Source organism: Citrobacter sp. KH_055_1, from assembly GCF_057838705.1.
In genome coordinates this window covers 4,731,783-4,755,328 of record NZ_CM174473.1, presented here as the reverse complement: position 1 = coordinate 4,755,328, position 23,546 = coordinate 4,731,783, and the positions used below count along the sequence as shown (strand labels likewise).

Below are 23,546 nucleotides of genomic sequence, written 5' to 3'. Positions count from 1 at the left end.
CTATCGTAATGTAAAAGACCACCTCCCGGTGGCCTTTCAGCAGCAGTTTACTTCCCGCTATAGACTTTTTTTCCGGCAAACATCGTCCAAAGCACCGTGGCATCCCGTAGCTTTTCAATACTCACTTTCTCAAGGTTGCGATCGAACAGCACCAGGTCAGCACTTTTCCCTACGGCAATTGAGCCCGTTTCTTTATCGCGGCCAATAACTTTTGCTGCATTCAGGGTGTAAGCCTGTAGCATCGCGGCACGGCTGATTTTTTCACTCTCAGGTGGCAGTTCGCCCTCTTCCCCCATCCGCGTAACTGCCGTGTAAATGGCAAACAGCGGGTTGGGGCTAGATACCGGCCAGTCGCTGGCCCCCGCAATCAGCGCGTGATGGCGGAACAGATCGCCAGCAGGATAAAGGTGTTGGAGTAACGGCGCTGGCACTTTGCCATCCAGCAGAGTTGTCGTTGCACCGTCTTTACCCGCCCACAGCAACTGCATAGACGCTGCGACGTTCAACTGCTGAAATTGAGGGAGGCTCTGCGGGTTAACGATTTCCAGGTGGGTAATGCTGTGCAATATGCCGCTGTTGCCATTCTTTTCGCGCGCACAGGCAACCGCATCCAGTGACTCCTGCACGGCGCGATCGCCGATAGCATGAAAGTGGGCAATCAATTTTTCGGCATCCGCTTTGGCCACCAGCGAACAGAACGTCACTTTATCCAGCGAGTTACTACCACTGTAGCCAAGTCGATTCAGGTATGACTGACTCAACTTCGCCGTCTGGGACGGATATTCAATCACTCCGTCCTGAAAGATTTTAATCCCAGCCAGCTTGATATCGGGTATTCCGGCATATTTATCCCTGATAGCCACTACGTCATCAATGGCTGCTGGAGAAGCGTTAATATTGACCAATGCCAGACCGGTTACGTGGGCGGTGAGTTTTCCGTCCTTCGCCAGAGAACTGTACGCCGGAAGTAGCCCTTCATCGTTGCGTCCCGGGTGAGCATCAAATGACGGTGCCAGCGGGCGCAGGTTGCTCAGCGGCTCCATCCAGGCGGTGATACCATAGCGGTTCATCACCTTTGATCCAGCGATAATCGACTGCGCAATTTTGTCGTTATCGACGGGAGGAATGGCACCGAGCACCCGATCCCATGCGCCTTCGGAGACAAAGCCGTTGAGTTTTCCATTGGGGGTTAGCCCAACATTGGTTCTTATACTGTTGCCAGCGTCAGCAATGGCCTGGGGATCCAACTTGGCTTTACGTAACATGGCGTTATTAACCCAGCCGGTATGGGCATCCGATCCAGCCAGCACCACCGGCGTATCCTGATATTCTGGCGCATTAAATACGCTATCCAGCAGGCTAATATTGTCCCAGTAATCCAGGGGTACATTGCTGTAAAACTGGACGCCATGGAGATCGCGCTGAGGGTTACGCTTATTTTTATCGACAAACGCTCTAATCGCTGCCGCTTTTGTCATCCCTTCAGGAAATTCGACGGTGATCGTTTTAAATCCGCCATCAGCAACATGGGCGTGGCTGTCGATCAACCCCGGCATCAGGTAATTACCCTGCAAATCAATGCGAATAGCATCAGAACCGGCCTTCTTCAGCACATCGTTGAACGTTCCCACGGCAATGATTTTTTTGCCTTCAATAGCGATGGCTTGTGGAGAGGGATTATTTGGATCGGCGCTGTAGATTTCCCCGCCAAAGATAATCATTTTATTACCTTCCAGAGCAGAGACCGTGGAAGACGTGACGGCCAGTGAACATGCCAGAAAGAGCATTGAAATTCTCATGAAAAATTAACTCCATTGCGTTGCGAATAAACGTATTCGATGCTGTGTAGATAGCTGTTTTTCTGGCGTTAATTCAAAGGGATGCAAATGTCATAGACATAATAATCATGCGCGGCATTGGTTTCGTTGTAATACATTTCGTAGCAAGGTTTATCGCTTTTCATCAGCCCTTTCGTTCGCATCCAGGCAAAGGCGAGCGCCCAGGTGTTATCAACCTGATCTCCCCAAGCTGCGCACTTGCATACCAGATAATTTCCGGCGGCTATTGTCTGCACGGCGATATGTCGACTGACCTGCTCCCCCTCGCTGAGTTCAAAACCAACATCCGTGCGGCAATGCTGTTCTGCCGTCACATCTGGCGGATCCCAGTAAACACATAGCATTCCGGCAGGCTGTAACGGCGTTCTGGCGGGCAACGAGGTCAACAAGTCCTGATGCGTTTGTTGGCAGGTCTCTTTACCGTATGGTCCAAATCGGCGCATAAATGCGACCCTACGCGTGGGGAGCGCAATGACTTTTGCGCCCAAAAAGCCTGCTGTATGCCAGTGTGCTTGGGTAGTATCGCACTGAGAATAGGTGCTTTTTTGCTGAGAGACGTGTCCTGTCTTGCTTTTTATTGCCTCCCGAAGGGAGCGACGAAATTCGCCTGGCGATACGGAAAAATGACGGCGAAATGCCCGGGCAAAGTTTTGCGAACTGGAAAATCCGACCTGTAATGCCAGCCCGGTAATATCGCTATGCGGTGCGTCAATCAGGCTCATAGCGGCCTTTTCCATCCGCAGACGACGGGTAAATTCAGCGACCGTTTCGCCAACCTGTGCTTTGAAGATGCGATGAAAGTGATAGCAGGACACAGCGACCTCACGCGAGACCTCTTCCAGAGTCGGGTTAAGATCCAGATGCTGGCTGATGTAGTTCATTGCCCTGAACACCGACTTACGATAGTCCTGCGTCATCTTCTGCCTCATTTAATATACTGATTTTAGACATAAAAAAATCCGGAGTGCCGTAACAGCACGCCGGATTTTTAGCGCTATCTCCGCGATAAATCGCGTGGCGCGTTACTCTACGGTAACCGACTTCGCCAGGTTGCGCGGCTGATCGACATCGGTGCCTTTAATCAGCGCCACGTGATACGCCAGCAGTTGCAGCGGAACGGTATAGAAGATCGGAGCAATCACCTCTTCCACATGCGGCATCTCAATGATGTGCATGTTTTCGTTGCTGGTAAAGCCCGCATCTTGATCGGCGAAGACGTACAGTTGGCCGCCACGGGCACGAACTTCTTCAATGTTGGATTTCAGTTTTTCCAACAGTTCGTTGTTCGGTGCCACGACGATAACCGGCATATCCGCATCAATCAGCGCCAGCGGGCCGTGTTTCAGCTCGCCAGCTGCGTAGGCTTCCGCGTGAATATAAGAGATCTCTTTCAGCTTCAGCGCGCCTTCCAGCGCAATCGGATACTGATCGCCACGGCCGAGGAACAGCGCATGGTGTTTGTCAGAGAAATCTTCTGCCAGGGCAGCAATGCGTTTGTCCTGAGACAGCATCTGCTCAATACGGTTCGGCAGCGCCTGCAGACCGTGAACGATGTCATGCTCAATAGACGCATCCAGGCCTTTCAGACGTGACAGTTTCGCCACCAGCATCAGCAGTACAGTCAGTTGGGTGGTAAATGCTTTCGTGGAGGCCACGCCGATTTCGGTACCGGCGTTGGTCATCATCGCCAGGTCGGATTCACGCACCAGCGAAGAACCCGGTACGTTACAAATCGCCAGCGATCCCAGATAACCCAGCTCTTTTGATAAGCGCAGACCCGCCAGGGTATCCGCCGTTTCACCAGACTGGGACAGGGTGATCATCAGGCTGTTGCGACGCACAGCTGATTTGCGGTAACGGAATTCAGAGGCGATTTCTACATCACACGGAATACCCGCCAGCGACTCAAACCAGTAGCGAGACACCATACCGGAGTTGTACGACGTACCACAGGCGATGATCTGAATATGCTCCACCTGAGACAGCATCTCGTTGGCATGCGGACCCAGCTCGCTTAAATCCACCTCACCGTGGCTGATGCGCCCGGTCAGAGTATTTTTGATCGCATTCGGCTGTTCGTAGATCTCTTTCTGCATGTAGTGGCGATAGATACCTTTTTCGCCCGCGTCATATTGCAGACTGGATTCAATATCCTGACGTTTAACTTCCACGCCAGACTTGTCGAAAATGGTCACTGAACGACGAGTCACTTCCGCAATATCGCCTTCTTCCAGGAAGATAAAGCGACGGGTTACCGGCAGCAGCGCCAGCTGATCGGAAGCGATAAAGTTCTCACCCATGCCCAAACCAATTACCAGCGGGCTACCAGAACGCGCCGCCAGCAGGATTTCAGGGTTACGGGTATCCATGATCACCGTACCGTATGCACCGCGCAGCTGCGGGATAGTCCGCAGTACGGCCTCACGCAGAGTACCGCCCTGCTCCAGCTCCCAGTGCACCAGGTGAGCAATCACTTCGGTGTCGGTTTCTGACACGAAAGTGTAGCCACGTGTTTTCAGCATTTCACGCAGCGGTTCATGGTTTTCGATGATGCCGTTATGCACCACCACAATGTGATCAGAAACATGCGGATGCGCGTTCGCTTCTGAAGGTTCGCCGTGCGTTGCCCAACGCGTGTGAGCAATACCGGTGCCGCCATGTAACGGATGATCTTCCGCAGCCGCGGTAAGCATCTGTACTTTGCCCAGACGACGCAGACGGGTCATTTTGCCTTCAGCATCGACAACTGCCAGACCGGCAGAGTCATAACCACGATATTCCAGACGACGTAAACCTTCGAGAAGGATTTCAGCAACATCACGCTGCGCGATAGCGCCAACAATTCCACACATATTTTTAGATTCCGAATTTAGGCATTGTGCCTGTCGTTGTCGGTCAACCTGTTTCCCCTTCGTCTTTCACGCCGTAGCTGCGTTGGCTACACTTGCTCACTACGGTCACTTACTTTAGTAAGCTCCCGTAGATTCCCAAGTTTGCCGCCTTGCTACAGCGTGAAATACTTTGGGTAATACCCGTATTCCGGGCGCCCCGAGCCTTGTAGAGAGTGGGGTTATTTTTATGGTACTGCGTGTTGAGCGGAGGATTATATTATCCCCTCATCTCTTGTCTGCCTGATGGCAATCACGTTTATCAGGCCTACTGAACGTCACCGCACGTAGGCCGGATAAGGCAAAGTCGCCATCCAGCAAAAATTAATTACTTCTTCTTCACCGGACGCTTCCAGCCCTGTTTATGGACCTGCGGTACCCGGCTGATAACCAGTTCGTTATCCGCGACATCACGCGTTACGGTGGTCCCGGCGGCAATAGTCGCGCCTTTACCCACGGAGACGGGCGCTACCAGTTGAGTATCAGAACCAACAAACACATCGTCGCCAATAATGGTTTTAAACTTATTGGCGCCATCGTAGTTGCAGGTAATCGTCCCTGCGCCGATGTTCACGTTATCGCCAATTTCTGCATCGCCCAGATACGTCAGATGACCGGCTTTGGAGCCTTTACCCAGACGCGCTTTTTTCATTTCGACGAAGTTACCCACGTGTGCGCCTTCCTGCAGCTCAGCGCCGGGACGTAAACGTGCAAACGGACCGATAGTACATGCCGCATCGAGGCGTGCATCTTCCACAACGCTGTATGGGCTAAGCTCACAGTCATCACCAATCACGCTGTTCTTGATGACGCAACCTGCGCCAATCTTGACGCGATCGCCGAGGGTCACGTGACCTTCAATGATAACGTTAGTATCAATTTCAACATCGCGCCCGTGAATAAGCGTACCGCGTAGATCAAAACGCGCCGGATCGCGCAGCATCACGCCAGCCAGCAGCAGTTTTTCTGCCTGCTCGGACTGATAAACGCGCTCCAGGCGGGAAAGCTGCAGACGATTATTGACGCCTTCCGTTTCGCTAATACGCGCCGGATGTACTGCGGCAATCTCACGTCCTTCATGATAGGCCATCGCAATGATATCGGTGATGTAGTATTCACCCTGCGCATTGTTGTTGGTGAGTTTTGCCAGCCAGCGCTTCATGTCTGCACCGTTAGCCACCAGAATACCGGTATTGATTTCCTGAATCTGACGCTGCTCGTCGGTGGCATCTTTATGCTCAACGATGCCAGTTACCGCGCCGTTTTCACGCGTAATACGCCCGTAGCCGGTTGGGTCATCCAGTTTCACCGTTAACAGGCCAATGCCACCCTGCGGTTTTGCATCGCGCAGACGCTGTAAGGTGTCGGTGGAGATGAGCGGAACATCGCCATAAAGCATCAAAATGTCTTCGTCATCACCAAAGAATGGCGCCGCCTGCTGCATAGCATGACCGGTACCTAACTGCTCTGCTTGCAGAACCCAGTTCAGGTTGTCATCTTTCAGCGTTTGTTTAAGCAGATCGCCACCGTGTCCGTAGACCAGATGTACGCGAGTTGCGCCTAATTCATTAGCAGCATCAATGACATGCTGGACCATCGATTTGCCCGCGAGGGTATGCAGCACTTTAGGAAGATCGGAATACATACGTGTACCTTTGCCTGCGGCAAGGATCACGACGCTCATAGCACTATTCAACATACACGTCCTGACTGTAATTTAAGAACGAATTTATACCGTTTCACATTGAAAATACTACATTTTTTTCATCGTGAAATGGGCCGAAGATAAAACGTTCAATAGGGGAAAATACCTATCGTTTAGCCCACTATTTTCGTCGATATCTACGCCTTTTGTCTTCCCAAAAACAGGAGACTGCTCTTATTAAAGCCTTAGGTTAATGTTTTTGCTATTTTTTTGCCCCATGAATAAAGAATTCAGTGTCCGGACTCAATTTTATTTATCGAATTCAGGGAGTAATAGAAGGAGTGGATCGAGGCGGGGGATAGTGCGAAAACGACAGGAGAACAGATGGCGCTAGCTTATAAATTACGCAAAGCATCGCGCCACGTTAAAGCAGGTATTACAGGTTGAACGTGCCGAAAGAGACGTTCATGCTGCTGAAAAGGGCGATGATTTTGTTGATCAGTTTCATGTTGGTATCCCGTTTTTATCTGAGTTAATTATGTGACACTCATCACAAAAAAGAGTCTACGCTTCATTTTTTAATCGATCAATATTTATGTGATGAATATCACATAAATTTTAAAATACCTTTTCAGTTTCAAATTATCTAAAACACAGGCATAAAAAAACCAGCCTGAAATCAGACTGGTTTTTGTGTTTCAAGCCGGTGTTACATCGCTTTTTTGGTCAACTCGATAACGCGCAGTTTGGCGATCGCTTTGGCCAGTTCCGCAGATGCCTGAGCGTAATCCACGTCACCATGAGAGCTCTTAATGTGCTCTTCTGCCTTACGTTTCGCTTCCAGGGCTCTCGCTTCATCGAGATCCTGCCCGCGAATCGCGGTATCAGCCAGTACGGTCACGTTGCCAGGCTGCACTTCAAGAATGCCGCCGGACAGATAGATAAACTCTTCATGACCGAACTGTTTAACGATGCGGATCATACCAGGCTTAATGGCGGTGAGCAGCGGTGCGTGTCCCGGGAAAATACCCAGTTCACCTTCACTGCCCGTTACCTGGATTTTTTCGACCAGACCAGAGAACATTTGTTGCTCTGCGCTGACGACGTCCAGGTGGTAAGTCATTGCCATATCACCCTCCGATTAAGGCGTTAAAGTTTTTTCGCTTTTTCCACGGCTTCGTCGATAGAACCAACCATGTAGAACGCTTGCTCTGGCAGGTGGTCGTATTCGCCTTCCATGATGCCTTTAAAGCCACGGATGGTGTCTTTCAGGGAAACGTATTTACCCGGAGAACCGGTAAATACTTCCGCAACGAAGAACGGCTGGGACAGGAAGCGCTGGATCTTACGCGCACGTGCTACCACCAGTTTGTCTTCTTCAGACAGTTCATCCATACCCAGGATGGCGATGATGTCTTTCAGTTCCTGGTAACGCTGCAGCAGGGACTGTACGCCACGCGCGGTGTCGTAGTGTTCCTGACCAACAACCAGCGGATCCAGCTGACGGCTGGTGGAGTCCAGCGGGTCAACGGCCGGGTAGATACCCAGGGATGCGATCTGACGGCTCAGTACCACGGTTGCATCTAAGTGAGCAAAGGTGGTGGCTGGGGATGGGTCAGTCAAGTCATCCGCAGGTACGTATACCGCCTGAACGGAGGTGATAGAACCGGTTTTGGTCGAGGTGATACGTTCCTGAAGAACACCCATCTCTTCCGCCAGAGTCGGCTGATAGCCTACCGCTGATGGCATACGACCCAGCAGTGCGGATACTTCCGTACCGGCCAGGGTGTAACGGTAGATGTTATCAACGAACAGCAGTACGTCACGACCTTCGTCACGGAATTTCTCAGCCATGGTCAGGCCGGTCAGTGCAACGCGCAGACGGTTTCCCGGCGGCTCGTTCATCTGGCCATATACCAGGGATACTTTGTCCAGAACGTTGGAATCGGTCATTTCGTGGTAGAAGTCGTTACCCTCACGAGTACGTTCACCTACACCCGCAAACACAGAATAACCGGAGTGTTCGATCGCGATGTTACGGATCAGCTCCATCATGTTTACGGTTTTACCTACACCAGCACCACCGAACAGACCGACTTTACCGCCCTTCGCGAACGGACACATCAGGTCGATAACTTTAATGCCGGTTTCCAGCAGTTCCTGAGAGCTGGACAGCTCTTCATAGGACGGTGCCGCGCGGTGGATAGCCCAACGCTCTTCTTCACCGATGTCGCCTTTCATGTCGATCGGGTGACCCAATACGTTCATGATACGACCCAGTGTTGCTTTACCTACCGGGACTTCGATCGGGTGCTCGAGGTCTTTTACTTCCAGACCACGACGCAGACCGTCGGAAGAACCCATGGCGATGGTACGTACGATACCGCCGCCGAGCTGCTGCTGAACTTCCAGCACCAGAACTTCATTACCATTCTGAACCTCAAGGGCTTCGTACACACGCGGTACGGCATCCTGAGGGAATTCGACGTCAACTACGGCGCCGATTACCTGGACAATTTTTCCAGTAGCCATCTTGAATCCTCTACGAATTAACCTGGTTATACCGCGGATGCACCACCGACAATCTCGGTGAGTTCCTGAGTAATGCTGGCCTGACGAGCTTTGTTGTATACCAACTGCAGCTCTTTAATCAGGCTGCCGCCATTGTCGGTCGCGGCTTTCATCGCCACCATACGTGCGGCCTGCTCGCTGGCCAGGTTTTCTACCACGCCCTGATAAACCTGAGATTCAACGTAACGACGCAGCAGGGTATCCAGCAGCGGTTTCGGGTCTGGTTCATACAGGTAATCCCAGGCTTTTTGTTTCAACTCTTCATCTTCTGATGCCGGTAATGGCAACATCTGAGTCAGGGTCGGAACCTGTGACATGGTGTTAATAAATTTGTTGCTGACAACGTACAGTCTGTCCAGACGGCCTTCATCGTAGGCCTGCAGCATCACTTTAACCGGACCGATCAGTTCGGACAGGGAAGGGTTATCCCCCATACCGGTTACCTGAGCAACCACGTTACCGCCAACAGAGTTAAAGAAAGACACGCCCTTAGAGCCGATCATTGCGATGTCGCACTGAACGCCTTTATCGGACCATGCTTTCATATCCGCCAACAGTTTTTTGAACAGGTTAATGTTCAAGCCGCCGCACAGACCACGGTCGGTCGACACCACCAGGTAGCCCACGCGTTTAACGTCGCGTTCTTCCAGGTAAGGGTGCTTATATTCCAGATTACCATTCGCAAGGTGACCAATCACTTTGCGCATGGTCTCTGCATAAGGACGGCTGGCCGCCATGCGATCCTGCGATTTACGCATTTTGGAAGCGGCGACCATCTCCATCGCTTTAGTGATCTTCTGCGTGTTCTGGACGCTTGCGATCTTACTACGTATCTCTTTTGCGCCGGCCATGAGCTTCTCCTCAATGCCTTGCGGTCCGCCCTAGGACAGACCGCCAGACGTTACCAGGACTGGGTTGCTTTGAAGGAATCGAGGATAGCTTTCAGCTTGCCTTCGATTTCATCGTTATAGCCACCGGACTGGTTAATCTCTTGCATCAGCGGAGCGTGATCACGGTCGACGTAAGCCAGCAGAGCGGCTTCAAAGCTACCGATTTTCGCCAGTTCCACATCTTCGAGGTAACCGCGTTCAGCCGCAAACAACACCACACCCTGTTGTGCAACAGACATTGGGGCATACTGTTTCTGCTTCAGCAGCTCAGTGACTTTCTGACCATGGCTCAGCTGCTTACGCGTAGCTTCATCCAGGTCGGAAGCGAACTGAGAAAACGCGGCCAGTTCACGATACTGTGCCAGCGCAGTACGAATACCACCGGACAGTTTCTTGATGATCTTGGTCTGCGCTGCACCACCTACACGCGATACGGAGATACCTGGGTTAACCGCCGGACGAATACCGGAGTTAAACAGGTTGGTTTCCAGGAAGATCTGACCATCGGTAATTGAGATTACGTTGGTCGGAACGAACGCAGAAACGTCACCCGCCTGGGTTTCGATAATCGGCAGAGCGGTCAGGGAGCCGGTTTTACCTTTAACTTCACCATTGGTGAACTTCTCAACGTATTCAGCGTTAACGCGGGATGCGCGCTCCAGCAGACGGGAGTGGAGGTAAAATACGTCGCCTGGGAATGCTTCACGTCCTGGCGGACGACGCAGCAGCAGGGAAACCTGACGGTAAGCAACAGCCTGTTTGGACAGGTCATCGTAAACGATCAGTGCATCTTCACCGCGGTCACGGAAGTATTCGCCCATTGCGCAACCAGCATACGGTGCCAGATATTGCAGTGCAGCAGATTCAGACGCGGTAGCCACAACAACGATAGTGTTGGACAGTGCGCCGTGCTCTTCCAGTTTACGAACCACGTTAGAAATGGTGGACGCTTTCTGGCCGATAGCCACGTACACACATTTGATGCCGGAGTCACGTTGGTTGATGATCGCATCGATCGCCATCGCGGTTTTACCGGTCTGACGGTCACCGATGATCAGCTCACGCTGACCACGTCCGATTGGGATCATGGCATCAACGGATTTATAACCGGTCTGTACCGGCTGATCGACGGACTGACGTTCGATTACGCCCGGTGCGATAACTTCGATTGGCGAGAAGCCATCGTTATCAACCGGACCTTTACCGTCGATTGGGGAACCCAGAGTGTTCACCACACGACCCAGCAGGCCACGGCCTACCGGAACTTCAAGGATACGACCCGTACACTTAACCTTCATGCCTTCGGCGAGGTCAGCGTATGGACCCATCACAACTGCACCTACGGAGTCGCGCTCCAGGTTCAGTGCGATAGCGTAACGGTTACCCGGCAGGGAAATCATCTCACCCTGCATACAATCGGCAAGGCCGTGGATGCGGATAACACCGTCACTTACAGAAACAATAGTACCTTCGTTATGAGCTTCGCTCACAACACTGAACTGAGCAATGCGCTGCTTGATCAGTTCGCTGATTTCGGTGGAATTCAGTTGCATGCTCCAGTCCCCTTAAGACTGCAAGACGTCTGCAAGGCGCTCAAGACGGCCGCGTACGCTGCCATCAATGACCATATCACCCGCACGGATGATTACGCCCGCCATTACAGACTTATCGATTTTGCAATTCAGCTTAACTTTGCGTGACAGACGTTTTTCCATCGCGGCGCTGATCTTCGCAAGCTGCTCATCACTCAGTGCATTGGCAGAAGTGACTTCTACCTCAGAGATAGCCTCACTGGCTGCACGCAGGTGAATAAACTGCTCAAGAACATCCGGGAGCGCATTCAGACGGTTATTTTCAGCCATTACCTTAATCAGGTTTTGGCCGCTTTCGTCCAGCTGCTCACCGCAGACTGCGATAAACGACTCAGCGAGCGTTTCCGGCGCCAGCGCGCCAGAGAGAAGCTCTGCCATTTGTTCGTTCTTCGTCACCTCAGCGGCGAACGTCAGCATATCCTGCCAACGGTCAACGCTCTGGTGCTCAACGGCAAAGTCAAAAGCTGCTTTGGCGTAGGGGCGAGCTACCGTAATAAATTCAGACATCAGCCCCTCCCTCCTTACAGTTCAGCGACAAGTTTGTCCACGATGTCGCTGTTAGCAGCTTCATCCACGGAACGTTCGATGATCTTCTCGGCGCCAGCAACAGCCAGGATAGCGACTTGCTTACGCAGTTCTTCGCGAGCACGTTTACGTTCGGCGTCAATTTCCGCCTGCGCCTGTGCCACGATTTTAGTACGTTCCTGCTCTGCTTCAGTTTTGGCTTCGTCCAGGATCTGAGCGCGACGTTTGTTCGCCTGCTCAATGATTACCTGAGCTTCCGCCTTCGCTTTTTTCAGCTGGTCGGTCGCGCTGGCCTTTGCAAGGTCAAGATCCTTATGTGCTCGTTCCGCAGAAGCAAGACCGTCAGCAATTTCTTTCTGACGTTTTTCGATGGCTGCCATTAATGGCGGCCATACGTACTTCATGCAGAACAGAACGAACAGGACAAACGCGATGGCCTGGCCGAGGATTGTTGCGTTAAGATTCACAGCACAATGCCTCTATCTAGTTAACGTTCTGATATTGCTCTTAATTCAAGCAACGCTTACTACGCGACAGCGAACATCACGTACAGACCCAGACCTACAGCGATCATCGGGATAGCATCCACCAGACCCATAACGATAAAGAACTGAGTACGCAGCAGAGGAATCAGATCAGGTTGACGCGCTGCGCCTTCCAGGAATTTACCCCCGAGGATGCCGATACCGATCGCAGCACCGATTGCCGCCAGACCCATCATCACAGCGGCAGCCATGTACAGCAGATCCATATTCAGGTTTTCCATGACAGTCTCCAGTTTGTTTCAGTTAAAACGTAGTAGTGTTGGTAAATTAATGCTCTTCAGACGCCATCGACAGATAGACAATCGTCAGAACCATGAAGATGAAGGCTTGCAGCGTGATAATCAGTATGTGGAAAATGGCCCATGGCACATTCAGGATCCACTGTGACCACCACGGCAACAGACCAGCAATCAGAATGAAAATCAGCTCACCGGCATACATGTTACCGAACAGTCGTAAACCAAGAGAGATTGGTTTGGACAGCAGGCTTACCCCTTCAAGGATTAAGTTGACAGGAATGAACGCCCAGTGATTGAACGGCTGCAGCGTCAACTCTTTCGTGAAGCCACCGATGCCTTTCATTTTGATGCTGTAGAACAGAATGAGGATAAATACGCCCAGTGCCATCGACAGGGTGATGTTCACGTCAGCAGACGGAACCACACGCAGAGCCGGCAGGCCAAAGATATGCTCGCCGATGTACGGCAGCAGGTCGATAGGCAGTAAATCCATCAGGTTCATCAGGAATACCCAGACGAAAATCGTCAGGGCCAGCGGAGCAATCAGCTTGCTTTTGCCATGGTACATGTCTTTCACGCTACCATGTACAAAGCCGATTACCAGCTCAATCGCGGTCTGAAATTTACCCGGTACGCCGCTGGTTGCCTTTTTGGCCACGCTACGGAACACAAGCAGGAACAACAGACCCAGAACCACCGAGAAAAACATGGAGTCAATATTGAGCGTCCAGAAGGTGGCTGGGGGGTTGTGCGGATCCACCAGCGAGAATGTACGTAGGTCCAACTGAAGGTTATTCAGATGGTGTCCTATGTAATCCTGCGGCGTCATATTTTCTGAAGCCATGATGCCTTTACCCTTTGTTGTTAATTACAGCCGGTGCCAGTATCTGAACCACCAGCACCAAAACCCACGTAACGATCAGCGGCGTAAATACCGCCTTCAAAACCGCCAACGCCACCACCAGCAAAACCAGCATCGCTAACACCTTGAAGGCTTCGCCGAAGGCGAACGACCAGGCCACTCGACCTCTTGCTGGTGTATGTGCCTGGTGACGCCAGGCAAATATCATAAACAACATATTAGGCAGTAACACTGCCAATCCACCGCACAATGCGGAGATGCCCCAGAAAGGGTCTTTGAGGCTAAACAGCAATCCACTTGCCATTACCACCAGAAGCTGTGTGAGCAAAAGCTTACGTGCAACGTTTCGACTCAAGAGCGACATAGACATCACGTTTTTACTCCTGCTCCCTTCGAGGTACGCCGCGTGTCGTATAAAACGTTCTTTATGGCTTAGAGTCAAGCATCAAAAAGCGGACAAATTATACGGTGCGCCTTCGTGATTTCAAACAATAAGTAGCTAAAAAGTGAATAAATGTTTAAATATTTTTCTCTGGGCCACATTTATTACTTTTTGGCAAACTGTGAACGATCATGCAAAACTGCAAATACCGCGTAAACACTGGCTGCAAAGCGTGCGACAGATCACATATTGAACATATTCACCTTCGCATAATTAAATTGCGTGGCAAATGATGCCTTTTCATCTTTTTGATATTTAAGCCTAAAAATCATCACTCTTTTAAAAATAGCGCCTAACAACAAAAACACCACTCATTGACATTTATAATAAAAAATTAACACACACCGATGATTGTTAGGTTCTATTTTTAGCAGCCTGATATTTTCACAGTTGACTTGTTTCACTTTTAACAAAAAACGGTACGTTATAGTTATGATGCAAAACAGTAAGTCACCGGTGAAATGTAACAACATTTAACCACACGATCACCCCTATTTTTTAACGCCTGACGCACCGTTTTATTTCTATTTTTTTTGACAAATATTAAATTTTGTTTGGCTTAATCACCACCAGATGACGTTCGCCATCCAGTTGTGGAACGCGTAATTTTTCAACCGACTCGACGCTGAACTCAGCAGGCAAAGAGGCAATTTCATCCTCAGGCAACAGCCCCTTCAACGCGTAAAAGCGTCCGTTTTGACCCGGTAAATGATGGCACCAGGTCACCATATCGTTCAGCGAAGCGAAAGCACGGCTGATCACGCCATCAAAAGGTGGTTCCGAAGGAAAATCCTCAACCCGACTTTGTACCGGGGTGATGTTTTCCAGCTTGAGTTCATGCTGCACCTGACGCAAGAAGCGTATGCGTTTCCCCAAACTGTCTAACAGAGTGAAATGCGCCTCTGGACGTACAATGGAGAGCGGAATACCCGGCAGTCCAGGACCCGTACCAACGTCAATAAAACGCTCCCCCTGCAGATGTGGCGCAACGACAATGCTGTCCAGAATATGACGTACCAGCATGTCGTTGGGATCACGCACCGACGTCAGGTTGTACGCTTTGTTCCATTTATGCAGCATATCGACATACGCTATCAGCTGATTTTTCTGGTGATCGGTAAGAGATATACCGGCATCGGCCAGCAGACGAGAGAGTTTGTTGAGCACGGTCGTTACCTGTTGATGATAATTTGCCCGATGGCACTAACGCTGACCGGGCCTACAAATTTGTAGGGCGGGCAAGCAAAGCGCCCCCGCCAAAATAGTGTGTCATTAAGCGCTGCGGCGCAGCATACCTTGTTTTTTCAGCCATACCAGCAAAATGGAGATGGCGGCAGGCGTAACGCCAGATATGCGCGATGCCTGACCGATAGACACCGGTTTGTGATCGTTCAGCTTGGCAATGACTTCATTCGACAAGCCGGATACCTGGCGATAATCCAGGGTCGCAGGCAACAGGGTGTTTTCATTACGCTGGTGTCTTTCGATCTCGTCCTGCTGGCGAGCGATATAGCCTTCGTACTTAACTTGAATCTCAACCTGTTCAGCGGCCTGAGCATCGTCAAGGCCTGGTGCAAACGCTGACAACGACGTCAGTTGCGCGTAGGTTACGTCCGGGCGACGCAGGAGATCTTCACCGCTGGCCTCACGTGACAACGGGGTAGCCAGGTAAGCGTTCACTTCTGCAGCAGTCTCGGCTAATGGGTTCACCCAGGTCGATTTCAAACGCTGACGTTCTTGTTCAATGCGCTCCAGTTTTTCATTGAAGCGCGCCCAGCGTGCATCATCCACCAGACCCAGCTCGCGTCCTTTTTCGGTCAGACGGAGATCGGCATTGTCCTCACGCAGCATCAAACGGTATTCCGCTCGTGAGGTAAACATGCGGTACGGTTCTTTGGTACCCAGCGTGCAGAGATCGTCCACCAGCACGCCGAGATAGGCCTGTGAACGCGCAGGCGCCCAGCCTTCTTTGTCGGCTGACAGGCGAGCAGCGTTGAGGCCCGCAAGTAAACCTTGCGCAGCGGCTTCTTCGTAACCCGTTGTACCGTTGATTTGTCCGGCAAAGAACAGGCCCTGAATAAATTTGCTTTCCAAAGTCGGTTTTAGGTCGCGCGGATCGAAGAAATCATACTCAATCGCGTAGCCAGGGCGGACGATTCGGGCGTTTTCCATCCCCTGCATTGAGCGGACAATTTGCATCTGCACATCAAACGGTAGGCTGGTGGAGATACCGTTCGGGTAAATTTCGTTGGACGTCAGTCCTTCCGGCTCGAGGAAAATCTGATGCTGGTTCCTGTCGGCAAAGCGCATCACTTTGTCTTCGATCGACGGGCAGTAGCGTGGGCCGATTCCTTCGATCACGCCAGCATACATCGGGCTACGATCGAGGTTATTGCGGATCACGTCATGGGTTTTCTCGTTGGTATACGTGATATAACACGGCATCTGGCGCGGGTGTTGAGAGACGTCGCCAAGGAACGAGAAGACCGGCATGGGGTTATCGCTGTTCTGCTGACCCAGCACGCTGAAATCGATAGTACGCGCATCAATTCGCGGTGGTGTACCTGTTTTCAGGCGGCTGACGCGTAGCGGCAGTTCGCGCAGGCGGCGTGACAGCGGAATAGACGGCGGATCGCCTGCACGGCCACCGCTGTAGTTGTCCAGACCGATATGAATTTTACCGTCGAGGAAGGTTCCGACCGTTAAGACCACGGCTTTGGCACGGAACTTCAGTCCCATTTGGGTCACTGCCCCGACAACACGATCGTTTTCCACAATCAGATCTTCAACCGCCTGCTGGAAGATCATCAGGTTTGGCTGATTCTCCAGAGCAGTACGAACGGCCTGGCGATACAGCACGCGGTCTGCCTGAGCACGAGTGGCGCGCACCGCCGGTCCTTTGCTCGCGTTTAGTATCCTAAACTGAATGCCTGCATGGTCGATCGCTTTGGCCATCAGCCCACCGAGCGCATCCACTTCTTTTACCAAGTGTCCTTTCCCAATACCGCCGATCGCCGGGTTGCAGCTCATCTGTCCCAGAGTGTCGATATTGTGTGTCAACAGCAGGGTCTGTTGACCCATTCGCGCCGCGGCCATCGCGGCCTCGGTGCCTGCATGACCCCCGCCAATGATGATGACGTCAAAAGGATCCTGATAAAACATGGTAATTGCCTCGCATAACGCGGTGTGAAAATGGATTGAAGCCCGGGCCGTGGATTCTACTCAACTTTAGTCGATCGAGAAAGACCTTGGATCCTGGGTATTAAAAAGAAGATCTTTTTATTTAGAGATCTGTTTTATTGTGATCTCTTATTAGGATCGCGATGTTCTGTGGATAAGGGCGATCCTCTGAATAAGATCAACACGTTGCTGAGGATCATTAACTGTGAATGATCGGTGATCCTGGTCCGTATAAGCTGGGATCAAAATGAAGGGTTATACACAACTCAAAAACTGAACAACGGTTGTTCTTTGGATAACTACCGGTTAATCCAAGCTTACTACCAGAGTTATCCACACTCGATCGCACGATCTTTACACGTTTTTGAGTAAATTAATCCAGGATCCGAGCCAAACTTCTGCTGGATCTTCCGGAATGTCGTGTTCGAGGACGTTGATCTTGAGTGTTTCGCCTATCTGTTTTGCACCAGACGCGGTCAGTTCAGTCTGTAATTTATCGATCGCGCCACAGAAGGTGTCATATTCGCGACTGCCAATGCCAATTGCACCAAAACGAACCTGCGAAAGGTCGGGTTTCTGAGACTGAAGATCGTTATAGAAGGGAAGCAGGTTGTCCGGAATGTCTCCCGCACCGTGAGTTGAGCTGATCACCAGCCAAATGCCACAGCTTGAAAGCTCCTCGACCTGCGGGCCGTGCAAGGTTTCGGTTGAAAAACCTGCATCCTCCAGCTTTTCAGCCAGATGTTCTGCAACGTATTCAGCACCGCCAAGGGTACTGCCGCTGATAAGAGTAATGTCTGCCATGCTCGCCCACCTCTATAAAGAGTGCGTATTGTACGCTGTGAGCGAGCTGGGATCTACCTGTGGAAAAGTAGGGGATAAGAAATCAATAATTATCAGCTTGGTTTGTTGATCTCGTTCTAGTCATAGTGCTGCGCCTCAATAAGATCAGATGCTTTAATCTCCTATTATTTGAAAACGTAAATGAAGTGACAGGGGAGTGCTTGATGGTTACTGCTAGCTTCAGATGGGATCGACCTACCTGTTACCATTTAGGGCAATGGGGGAAAATGAAACAGCCATTATCAAACGAAATTGATCCCAATTATCAATTTATGCAGGCTATTAATTATTTGAAATATATGGATTAAATAGATCTGATATTCAGAATAGGTGATCTACATCAAAAAACAATCGTACAAAATATCCTCTACTTCTCCAACCAATTTGTCAGTTCCCTGATGTTACTCAGTTGGTGAGAGAAGCATCGTGGCGGTACGTACAGGATTATGATTTGGGGGAGTGGACTCTGGAAGACAAGTATAGAACTGCACTGTTATTTCATTGCCACACGTTAGAGAGGATTTTATGCCATTGGAAGGACTGCGCTTTACGCTGGAAGTGGACGGATTAGCGGAGACGGCAACCGCCGTCGTCAGCTTCACCCTCTACACCGCGCTTTACTTTACTGATATCTCCCCTCGCTTTTGATCTATTGAGTCGCCATCTTCAGGCGCTATCGCAGGTTCAGTGGGAAGAGCAGACTGGGCTGCTACGTTACTACGATAATCGGGTTTTTCCTTCTCTGTTTACACACGTGTTGACTGACGAGCAGCAGAAGGCCTTTACGGATATTGCGCTGTTCTGGACTTGGATAAACCGTGATGGCGAAATTGCATGGAAAGTGGGGAGTTATTTACCCGAGCGAATGCTGGCTGACAAACCGGATATAAGCAGAGTTGATGATACTCAGGTGGGATTTATGGGGTGCATTAGTGATGCCGAGACTCTGATGAGAGAGAAAGCGGTTAGAGAAATTAGTCAGGAGAAATATTTTTTGTGTTGTCTGGATATTGCCATCAGGGCTAATGATACCGCATATTTCGGTGCGCTGCGGGATTTCGAAGAGTAACCATGTATTTTATTTATTTTATACCAATTAGGGTAACTAGATTTCATTCTGGCTATTGCGGGAATGAATTATCTCTATAAAAGAACTTTTAAATATGAAGAGGCCTGCAATATGTCTGATGAATTAATCCATTTTTCGAATATGAAGTCAGTCATAACAGGTTTTTTGTGGCTTATTTTAATGGTGGTTTCAGGATGTTCACGGGCGGATAATGAGGGTTATACCGCTGGTGATATTCGTGCTATCAATCATGTTAAAGATATCGGCATTAATGGCTTTTCGGTGAATGGTTACTATGTTCCCGGTTTAGGGGGGGGGTACTGCTGCATTCTGTTACCAGAAAAATGGACTCCAGATTTAAAAGCTCATATTGAGTGGGAGGTTGATCCTCGTACTGCTTCTCAATTTCCCGGTTACAAAGATAGAGAAAAATATAATGCTTGGAAAGAGACTCTTGAACATAGTTTTCAAAAGTACAATGCGATTATTAATATCCCTAAATATGGTGCTGAACGTTGCGGATTAACAGTGCATTTTCTGCCATGTCATCAGGTCAAAGTGACAACAGTTTGTGAGGGGTATGGCACCCCTACCTATCCAATCAAAGAGCCTAGAAATATGAAGGAACCTGCAATATGTCCAGTGAAATAAATCTGGTTTTTCCCTGCTTCGCACCACCTGAGTTTCCTGAAGATGGGCGATTGATACTGTCTGAAGAACAGGTAAATGCGAATTATAAAAAACAGATCAAAGAGACTGAGGATTTTAATAATCGACTTAGTGCTCAGGTTGGGGTCAGGCTGGGCTTTACGTGCAGTCAGAATTTGCATATTAGCCTATTTTTTGATGGGACGGGGAATAATGAACATAATGACACTCATAAGGCTAAACCACCACACCCAACGAACATAGCCAAACTTTATCATGCAACATATCAGGACGCGGATGGCGATGGATACTTTCGTTACTATATTCCGGGCGTGGGTACTCCTTTTCCGAAGATTGGAGAGATGGATTACAGTAGCGATGGTCTGGCATTAGCTACAGGCGGTGAAGATCGAATTAACTGGGGGTTATTGCGCTTGGTTGATGCGATGAGTTACGCCATCGATCCTGCGCATAAGCGACTGGATGATAGTGTTGCTAAAGGGTTTCTGCCGGATATGCGTGCTCACTGGCCAATTACCGGTGAGGTGAACCGCCGTAATGTTATTAACCCGTTCCTTAAAAAATTACAGGCGCAGCTTGAGCAAGCTAAACCGCACCTTCTAAATATGAAGTTATTTATTTACGGTTTTTCCCGTGGAGCTGCAGAAGCGCGGACTTTTGTTAACTGGTTAACTCAGTTGCCAGAGCCAACAATGCAGAGTGAAAGCCAGCAATTAACGCTGGCAGGATTGCCAGTCAGCATCGAATTTTTAGGTTTGCTGGATACTGTTGCTTCTGTCGGTGCTGCTCACGTATTGCCAGGAGCTGCTGGCCATATGGGATGGGCTGACAATACCCAGCAACTGCCTGATGAAAGCAAATTTTCTGGTCTGATTAAATGTTGTCGCCACTTTGTGGCTGCCCATGAGCAGCGTTTGTGCTTTCCTCTGGACTCTATTCGTCGCCCAGATGGCAGTTATCACTCTAATACTCTAGAGGTCGTTTACCCTGGTATGCATTCTGATGTCGGAGGTGGCTACCCAGCTCGTGATCAGGGAAAATCGTGTGGTGGCACAAGCGAAATTCTTTCTCAGGTTGTTTTGCATGATATGTATCTTGCTGCATTTGATGCAGGTGCTCCACTCGCTATTCAACCATCTTCTGTCTCCAAGTTAATAAAAGATATATCACCATTAAGGGTGATGGATGGTAATTCACTTTTGGAGTTTGACGTTGATTCTGAACTTGCAAAACGCTTCAACATCTGGCGACAAACCCTACTAAACACCACCTTACAAGGAACTGAAGAGGCAGATAAAAATCAGGAAGGTTATCACCCCTATCAGCTTTCCCAGACGCTTGAAAGCGCAGTTATTGAACAAATAGGCTGGATAACCGCCTGGCGTATTGGTCGTTATGCTAATGGCAGCCTTACCGCGCAATATTTCTATAAAAATGCGCCTCAGCTGGATGAAGCCGGACTTGAAAATGAGGCTGAAACGCATGATGACAAAATGAAAGATATTAAAGAAAAGCGGGCAGGTAAACAGACCGAGGATGAAAGTGATCAAGGCATCCCCGATCTTGATCCGACTAACGCACAGTACCAACTGCGAGAGGCAGCCCGTGAATTCCAGAGCGACTATAAGCAGTGGGGACGCGATATTAATGGCAGCTTCATGGAAAAAACCAAACAGATTGTTCTTGATGTTATTCCCCAACATGCGGTCTTCCTGATTAATGGTGATGATGAAGACGCTGAATATCAGGAAATTAAGCAGGACGGTGACCGTTTATATTGCCAGCTATTTATCGATACGCTTGGAACTGGCATTCGTACCCCACCTCGAGCTGATTTACTGGCCCTTTATGACGATCAGATTCACGATTCCCGAGCATGGTTTATGCAAAGTGCGCTTGGTGGGCGTGAACCATGGGGAGGTTATTTCCGCTACCGTATGATCTACTGCGGAAATTTAGCGAATAAAAAGCTGCAACTGATCTCAGCGGAAGGCAAAGTCATTGGTGCGCAACCTACATCCAACCGCGTTATTTATCTGGTTGAACCAAAAACTGCTTATAAAGGTGAAGTTCATAAGGTTCAGGATTTAGTGACTGGGATGACGCAGACGCTGAGTACAAGTACGTAGTAACAGACCTGGTTTCACGGCTTGATGGTCCGCATGATCGGGTTCTGCAGGACGATCAAGGTTTCAGTGGACTGAATTTCATCGATTGTTTGGATCTTGTTGATAAGTACCTGCTGTAAGGCGTCGATGGATCGGCACATGACTTTAATAAAGATGCTGTAGTGCCCGGTGGTGTAATACGCTTCGGTTACTTCATCAAGGCTTTCCAGTCTGGCCAATGCGGACGGATAGTCCTTCGCGCTTTTCAGGATGATGCCGATAAAACAGCCAACGTCATAGCCCAACTGTTTGGGGCTGACGTCAATGCGCGCCCCGGTAATGATCCCAGCCTGTTTCATCTTCTCTACGCGCACGTGGATCGTCCCCGGGCTGACACCAAACTGTTTAGCCAGTTCAGCGTAGGCTGTACGGGCATTTTCCATTAGGGCGTCGAGAATGCCGCGGTCCAGATTGTCGATCTGATAATTTTCCATAGGTTTTTCTTATGTAGATTGATGATTCGCTCTATTTTAGCGGTTTATTTTAACGAATTAAAATCTAATGAGGCTTTTTGTTTGTTGATTATTGAATATTGACCGCATTCTGTTGCTTAATCATAGGCAACAGGACACAGGAGTAAACATAATGAAAACCGCTTACATTGCCAAACAACGTCAAATTAGCTTCGTGAAATCTCACTTTTCTCGCCAACTGGAAGAGCGTCTGGGGCTGATTGAAGTCCAGGCACCGATCCTGAGCCGTGTAGGAGATGGCACGCAGGATAACTTGTCGGGCTGTGAAAAAGCGGTGCAGGTGAAAGTGAAAGCTTTGCCAGACGCCCAGTTCGAAGTGGTGCATTCACTGGCGAAGTGGAAGCGTCAAACGCTGGGACAACACGACTTCAGCGCGGGTGAGGGGCTGTACACGCACATGAAAGCCCTGCGCCCGGATGAAGACCGTCTCTCTCCGCTTCACTCGGTCTATGTGGACCAGTGGGACTGGGAGCGCGTTATGGGCGATGGTGAGCGTCAATTCTCCACCCTGAAAAGCACGGTAGAGGCTATCTGGGCGGGAATTAAGGCGACCGAAGCGGCGGTAAGCAAAGAATTTGGTCTGGCACCGTTCCTGCCAGAGCAGATCCATTTTGTTCACAGCCAGGAGCTGTTAGCGCGTTATCCGGATCTTGATGCCAAAGGGCGTGAACGTGCCATCGCGAAAGATCTGGGTGCGGTATTCCTGGTGGGGATCGGCGGCAAGCTCAGCGATGGTCATCGTCATGACGTACGTGCGCCGGATTATGATGACTGGAGTTCGGCTTCCGAGCTGGGTTACGCCGGTCTGAACGGCGATATTCTGGTCTGGAACCCGGTTCTTGAAGATGCGTTTGAACTGTCTTCCATGGGGATCCGTGTGGATGCCGATGCGTTGAAACACCAGCTTTCCCTGACGGGCGACGAAGATCGCCTGAGTCTGGAATGGCACCAGGCGCTGCTGCGTGGCGAAATGCCGCAGACCATTGGCGGCGGTATTGGTCAGTCACGTTTGACCATGTTGTTGCTGCAGTTGCCGCATATTGGTCAGGTACAGTGCGGCGTATGGCCGGCGCAGGTCCGTGAAAGCGTCGACTCCCTGCTGTAAGT

22 protein-coding genes and 1 pseudogene are annotated in these 23,546 nt (G+C 50.2%); 6 read left to right on the top strand and 17 right to left on the bottom strand.

Annotation, left to right across the window (positions count from 1 at the left end; translation table 11 throughout):
* Positions 1–47: 47 nt before the first annotated feature.
* The 16 genes from AC3ITF_RS22330 to mioC all read right to left on the bottom strand — a co-directional run bounded on the left by AC3ITF_RS22330 (position 48) and on the right by mioC (position 18,021).
* A complete protein-coding gene (locus tag AC3ITF_RS22330) occupies positions 48–1,799 on the bottom strand; it encodes an amidohydrolase family protein (protein WP_182259894.1) in 1,752 nt (583 codons plus the stop codon).
* A gap of 68 nt (positions 1,800–1,867) precedes the next feature.
* Positions 1,868–2,755: an AraC family transcriptional regulator gene (locus tag AC3ITF_RS22325; protein WP_489176025.1), complete on the bottom strand. Its 888-nt coding sequence runs from the start codon at positions 2,753–2,755 to the stop codon at positions 1,868–1,870.
* 105 nt (positions 2,756–2,860) lie between these two features.
* Complete coding sequence (gene glmS / locus AC3ITF_RS22320) at positions 2,861–4,690, bottom strand: glutamine--fructose-6-phosphate transaminase (isomerizing) (RefSeq protein WP_135912819.1); 1,830 nt, start codon at positions 4,688–4,690, stop codon at positions 2,861–2,863.
* 364 nt (positions 4,691–5,054) lie between these two features.
* Complete coding sequence (gene glmU / locus AC3ITF_RS22315; protein WP_489176024.1) at positions 5,055–6,425, bottom strand: bifunctional UDP-N-acetylglucosamine diphosphorylase/glucosamine-1-phosphate N-acetyltransferase GlmU; 1,371 nt, start codon at positions 6,423–6,425, stop codon at positions 5,055–5,057.
* A gap of 655 nt (positions 6,426–7,080) precedes the next feature.
* Positions 7,081–7,500: a F0F1 ATP synthase subunit epsilon gene (locus AC3ITF_RS22310; RefSeq protein WP_005121460.1), complete on the bottom strand. Its 420-nt coding sequence runs from the start codon at positions 7,498–7,500 to the stop codon at positions 7,081–7,083.
* Positions 7,501–7,520: 20 nt separating this feature from the next.
* A complete protein-coding gene (gene atpD / locus AC3ITF_RS22305) occupies positions 7,521–8,903 on the bottom strand; it encodes a F0F1 ATP synthase subunit beta (RefSeq protein WP_096758981.1) in 1,383 nt (460 codons plus the stop codon).
* Positions 8,904–8,929: 26 nt separating this feature from the next.
* Entirely contained in the window at positions 8,930–9,793 is an 864-nt protein-coding gene (gene atpG / locus AC3ITF_RS22300) for a F0F1 ATP synthase subunit gamma (RefSeq protein ID WP_096758980.1), read from the bottom strand.
* Between the two features lie 50 nt (positions 9,794–9,843).
* A complete protein-coding gene (atpA, locus tag AC3ITF_RS22295) occupies positions 9,844–11,385 on the bottom strand; it encodes a F0F1 ATP synthase subunit alpha (protein ID WP_003827026.1) in 1,542 nt (513 codons plus the stop codon).
* Positions 11,386–11,397: 12 nt separating this feature from the next.
* Entirely contained in the window at positions 11,398–11,931 is a 534-nt protein-coding gene (gene atpH, locus AC3ITF_RS22290) for a F0F1 ATP synthase subunit delta (RefSeq protein ID WP_096758979.1), read from the bottom strand.
* 14 nt (positions 11,932–11,945) lie between these two features.
* Entirely contained in the window at positions 11,946–12,416 is a 471-nt protein-coding gene (atpF, locus tag AC3ITF_RS22285) for a F0F1 ATP synthase subunit B (protein ID WP_003827022.1), read from the bottom strand.
* Positions 12,417–12,475: 59 nt separating this feature from the next.
* Entirely contained in the window at positions 12,476–12,715 is a 240-nt protein-coding gene (gene atpE, locus AC3ITF_RS22280; protein WP_000429386.1) for a F0F1 ATP synthase subunit C, read from the bottom strand.
* 46 nt (positions 12,716–12,761) lie between these two features.
* Complete coding sequence (atpB, locus tag AC3ITF_RS22275; RefSeq protein ID WP_096758978.1) at positions 12,762–13,577, bottom strand: F0F1 ATP synthase subunit A; 816 nt, start codon at positions 13,575–13,577, stop codon at positions 12,762–12,764.
* Between the two features lie 7 nt (positions 13,578–13,584).
* The gene (atpI, locus tag AC3ITF_RS22270; RefSeq protein WP_096758977.1) at positions 13,585–13,965 is read right to left on the bottom strand and encodes a F0F1 ATP synthase subunit I; all 381 of its coding nucleotides are present in this window, start codon (positions 13,963–13,965) and stop codon (positions 13,585–13,587) included.
* 615 nt (positions 13,966–14,580) lie between these two features.
* Positions 14,581–15,204 carry a 16S rRNA (guanine(527)-N(7))-methyltransferase RsmG gene (rsmG, locus tag AC3ITF_RS22265; RefSeq protein ID WP_489176023.1) on the bottom strand — a complete coding sequence of 208 codons (624 nt, stop codon included), beginning with the start codon at positions 15,202–15,204 and terminating at the stop codon, positions 14,581–14,583.
* 105 nt (positions 15,205–15,309) lie between these two features.
* Positions 15,310–17,199, bottom strand: a complete 1,890-nt coding sequence (mnmG, locus tag AC3ITF_RS22260; protein WP_096758975.1) for a tRNA uridine-5-carboxymethylaminomethyl(34) synthesis enzyme MnmG — start codon at positions 17,197–17,199, stop codon at positions 15,310–15,312.
* A 372-nt stretch (positions 17,200–17,571) separates the two neighbouring features.
* On the bottom strand, positions 17,572–18,021 hold the full coding sequence (mioC, locus tag AC3ITF_RS22255; RefSeq protein ID WP_115259872.1) for an FMN-binding protein MioC: 450 nt from the start codon (positions 18,019–18,021) through the stop codon (positions 17,572–17,574).
* A 564-nt stretch (positions 18,022–18,585) separates the two neighbouring features.
* On the opposite strand from mioC, the gene AC3ITF_RS22250 reads away from it, so the two are divergent.
* The 5 genes and pseudogenes from AC3ITF_RS22250 to AC3ITF_RS22230 all read left to right on the top strand — a co-directional run bounded on the left by AC3ITF_RS22250 (position 18,586) and on the right by AC3ITF_RS22230 (position 21,927).
* Complete coding sequence (locus tag AC3ITF_RS22250; protein WP_489176022.1) at positions 18,586–18,708, top strand: hypothetical protein; 123 nt, start codon at positions 18,586–18,588, stop codon at positions 18,706–18,708.
* 4 nt (positions 18,709–18,712) lie between these two features.
* A pseudogene (locus tag AC3ITF_RS22245) lies at positions 18,713–18,778 on the top strand (hypothetical protein); the annotation flags it as partial.
* Between the two features lie 36 nt (positions 18,779–18,814).
* Entirely contained in the window at positions 18,815–19,129 is a 315-nt protein-coding gene (locus AC3ITF_RS22240) for a hypothetical protein (protein WP_489176466.1), read from the top strand.
* A 141-nt stretch (positions 19,130–19,270) separates the two neighbouring features.
* The gene (gene tli1a / locus AC3ITF_RS22235) at positions 19,271–19,780 is read left to right on the top strand and encodes a Tli1a family immunity protein (protein WP_489176464.1); all 510 of its coding nucleotides are present in this window, start codon (positions 19,271–19,273) and stop codon (positions 19,778–19,780) included.
* Positions 19,765–21,927, top strand: coding sequence for a T6SS phospholipase effector Tle1-like catalytic domain-containing protein (locus AC3ITF_RS22230; RefSeq protein ID WP_489176021.1), 2,163 nt, complete (start codon positions 19,765–19,767; stop codon positions 21,925–21,927). The genes tli1a and AC3ITF_RS22230 overlap by 16 nt, the downstream gene beginning before the upstream one ends.
* Before the next feature lie 14 nt (positions 21,928–21,941).
* Here the strand turns inward: AC3ITF_RS22230 and asnC are convergent, their stop codons facing one another.
* Positions 21,942–22,400, bottom strand: a complete 459-nt coding sequence (gene asnC, locus AC3ITF_RS22225; protein WP_135912813.1) for a transcriptional regulator AsnC — start codon at positions 22,398–22,400, stop codon at positions 21,942–21,944.
* Between the two features lie 151 nt (positions 22,401–22,551).
* Between asnC and asnA the strand changes: the two genes are divergently transcribed.
* Entirely contained in the window at positions 22,552–23,544 is a 993-nt protein-coding gene (gene asnA, locus AC3ITF_RS22220; protein WP_096758973.1) for an aspartate--ammonia ligase, read from the top strand.
* Positions 23,545–23,546 lie beyond the last annotated feature (2 nt).

Excerpts from the sequence above, each read along its gene's own strand:
- AC3ITF_RS22330 (WP_182259894.1), bottom strand. The coding sequence starts at position 1,799 with ATGAGAATTTCAATGCTCTTTCTGGCATGTTCACTGGCCGTCACGTCT.
- AC3ITF_RS22325 (WP_489176025.1), bottom strand. The coding sequence starts at position 2,755 with ATGACGCAGGACTATCGTAAGTCGGTGTTCAGGGCAATGAACTACATC.
- glmS (WP_135912819.1), bottom strand. The coding sequence starts at position 4,690 with ATGTGTGGAATTGTTGGCGCTATCGCGCAGCGTGATGTTGCTGAAATC.
- glmU (WP_489176024.1), bottom strand. The coding sequence starts at position 6,425 with ATGTTGAATAGTGCTATGAGCGTCGTGATCCTTGCCGCAGGCAAAGGT.
- AC3ITF_RS22310 (WP_005121460.1), bottom strand. The coding sequence starts at position 7,500 with ATGGCAATGACTTACCACCTGGACGTCGTCAGCGCAGAGCAACAAATG.
- atpD (WP_096758981.1), bottom strand. The coding sequence starts at position 8,903 with ATGGCTACTGGAAAAATTGTCCAGGTAATCGGCGCCGTAGTTGACGTC.
- atpG (WP_096758980.1), bottom strand. The coding sequence starts at position 9,793 with ATGGCCGGCGCAAAAGAGATACGTAGTAAGATCGCAAGCGTCCAGAAC.
- atpA (WP_003827026.1), bottom strand. The coding sequence starts at position 11,385 with ATGCAACTGAATTCCACCGAAATCAGCGAACTGATCAAGCAGCGCATT.
- atpH (WP_096758979.1), bottom strand. The coding sequence starts at position 11,931 with ATGTCTGAATTTATTACGGTAGCTCGCCCCTACGCCAAAGCAGCTTTT.
- atpE (WP_000429386.1), bottom strand. The coding sequence starts at position 12,715 with ATGGAAAACCTGAATATGGATCTGCTGTACATGGCTGCCGCTGTGATG.
- atpB (WP_096758978.1), bottom strand. The coding sequence starts at position 13,577 with ATGGCTTCAGAAAATATGACGCCGCAGGATTACATAGGACACCATCTG.
- atpI (WP_096758977.1), bottom strand. The coding sequence starts at position 13,965 with ATGTCTATGTCGCTCTTGAGTCGAAACGTTGCACGTAAGCTTTTGCTC.
- mnmG (WP_096758975.1), bottom strand. The coding sequence starts at position 17,199 with ATGTTTTATCAGGATCCTTTTGACGTCATCATCATTGGCGGGGGTCAT.
- mioC (WP_115259872.1), bottom strand. The coding sequence starts at position 18,021 with ATGGCAGACATTACTCTTATCAGCGGCAGTACCCTTGGCGGTGCTGAA.
- AC3ITF_RS22250 (WP_489176022.1), top strand. The coding sequence starts at position 18,586 with ATGCCATTGGAAGGACTGCGCTTTACGCTGGAAGTGGACGGATTAGCG.
- tli1a (WP_489176464.1), top strand. The coding sequence starts at position 19,271 with ATGAAGTCAGTCATAACAGGTTTTTTGTGGCTTATTTTAATGGTGGTT.
- AC3ITF_RS22230 (WP_489176021.1), top strand. The coding sequence starts at position 19,765 with ATGTCCAGTGAAATAAATCTGGTTTTTCCCTGCTTCGCACCACCTGAG.
- asnC (WP_135912813.1), bottom strand. The coding sequence starts at position 22,400 with ATGGAAAATTATCAGATCGACAATCTGGACCGCGGCATTCTCGACGCC.
- asnA (WP_096758973.1), top strand. The coding sequence starts at position 22,552 with ATGAAAACCGCTTACATTGCCAAACAACGTCAAATTAGCTTCGTGAAA.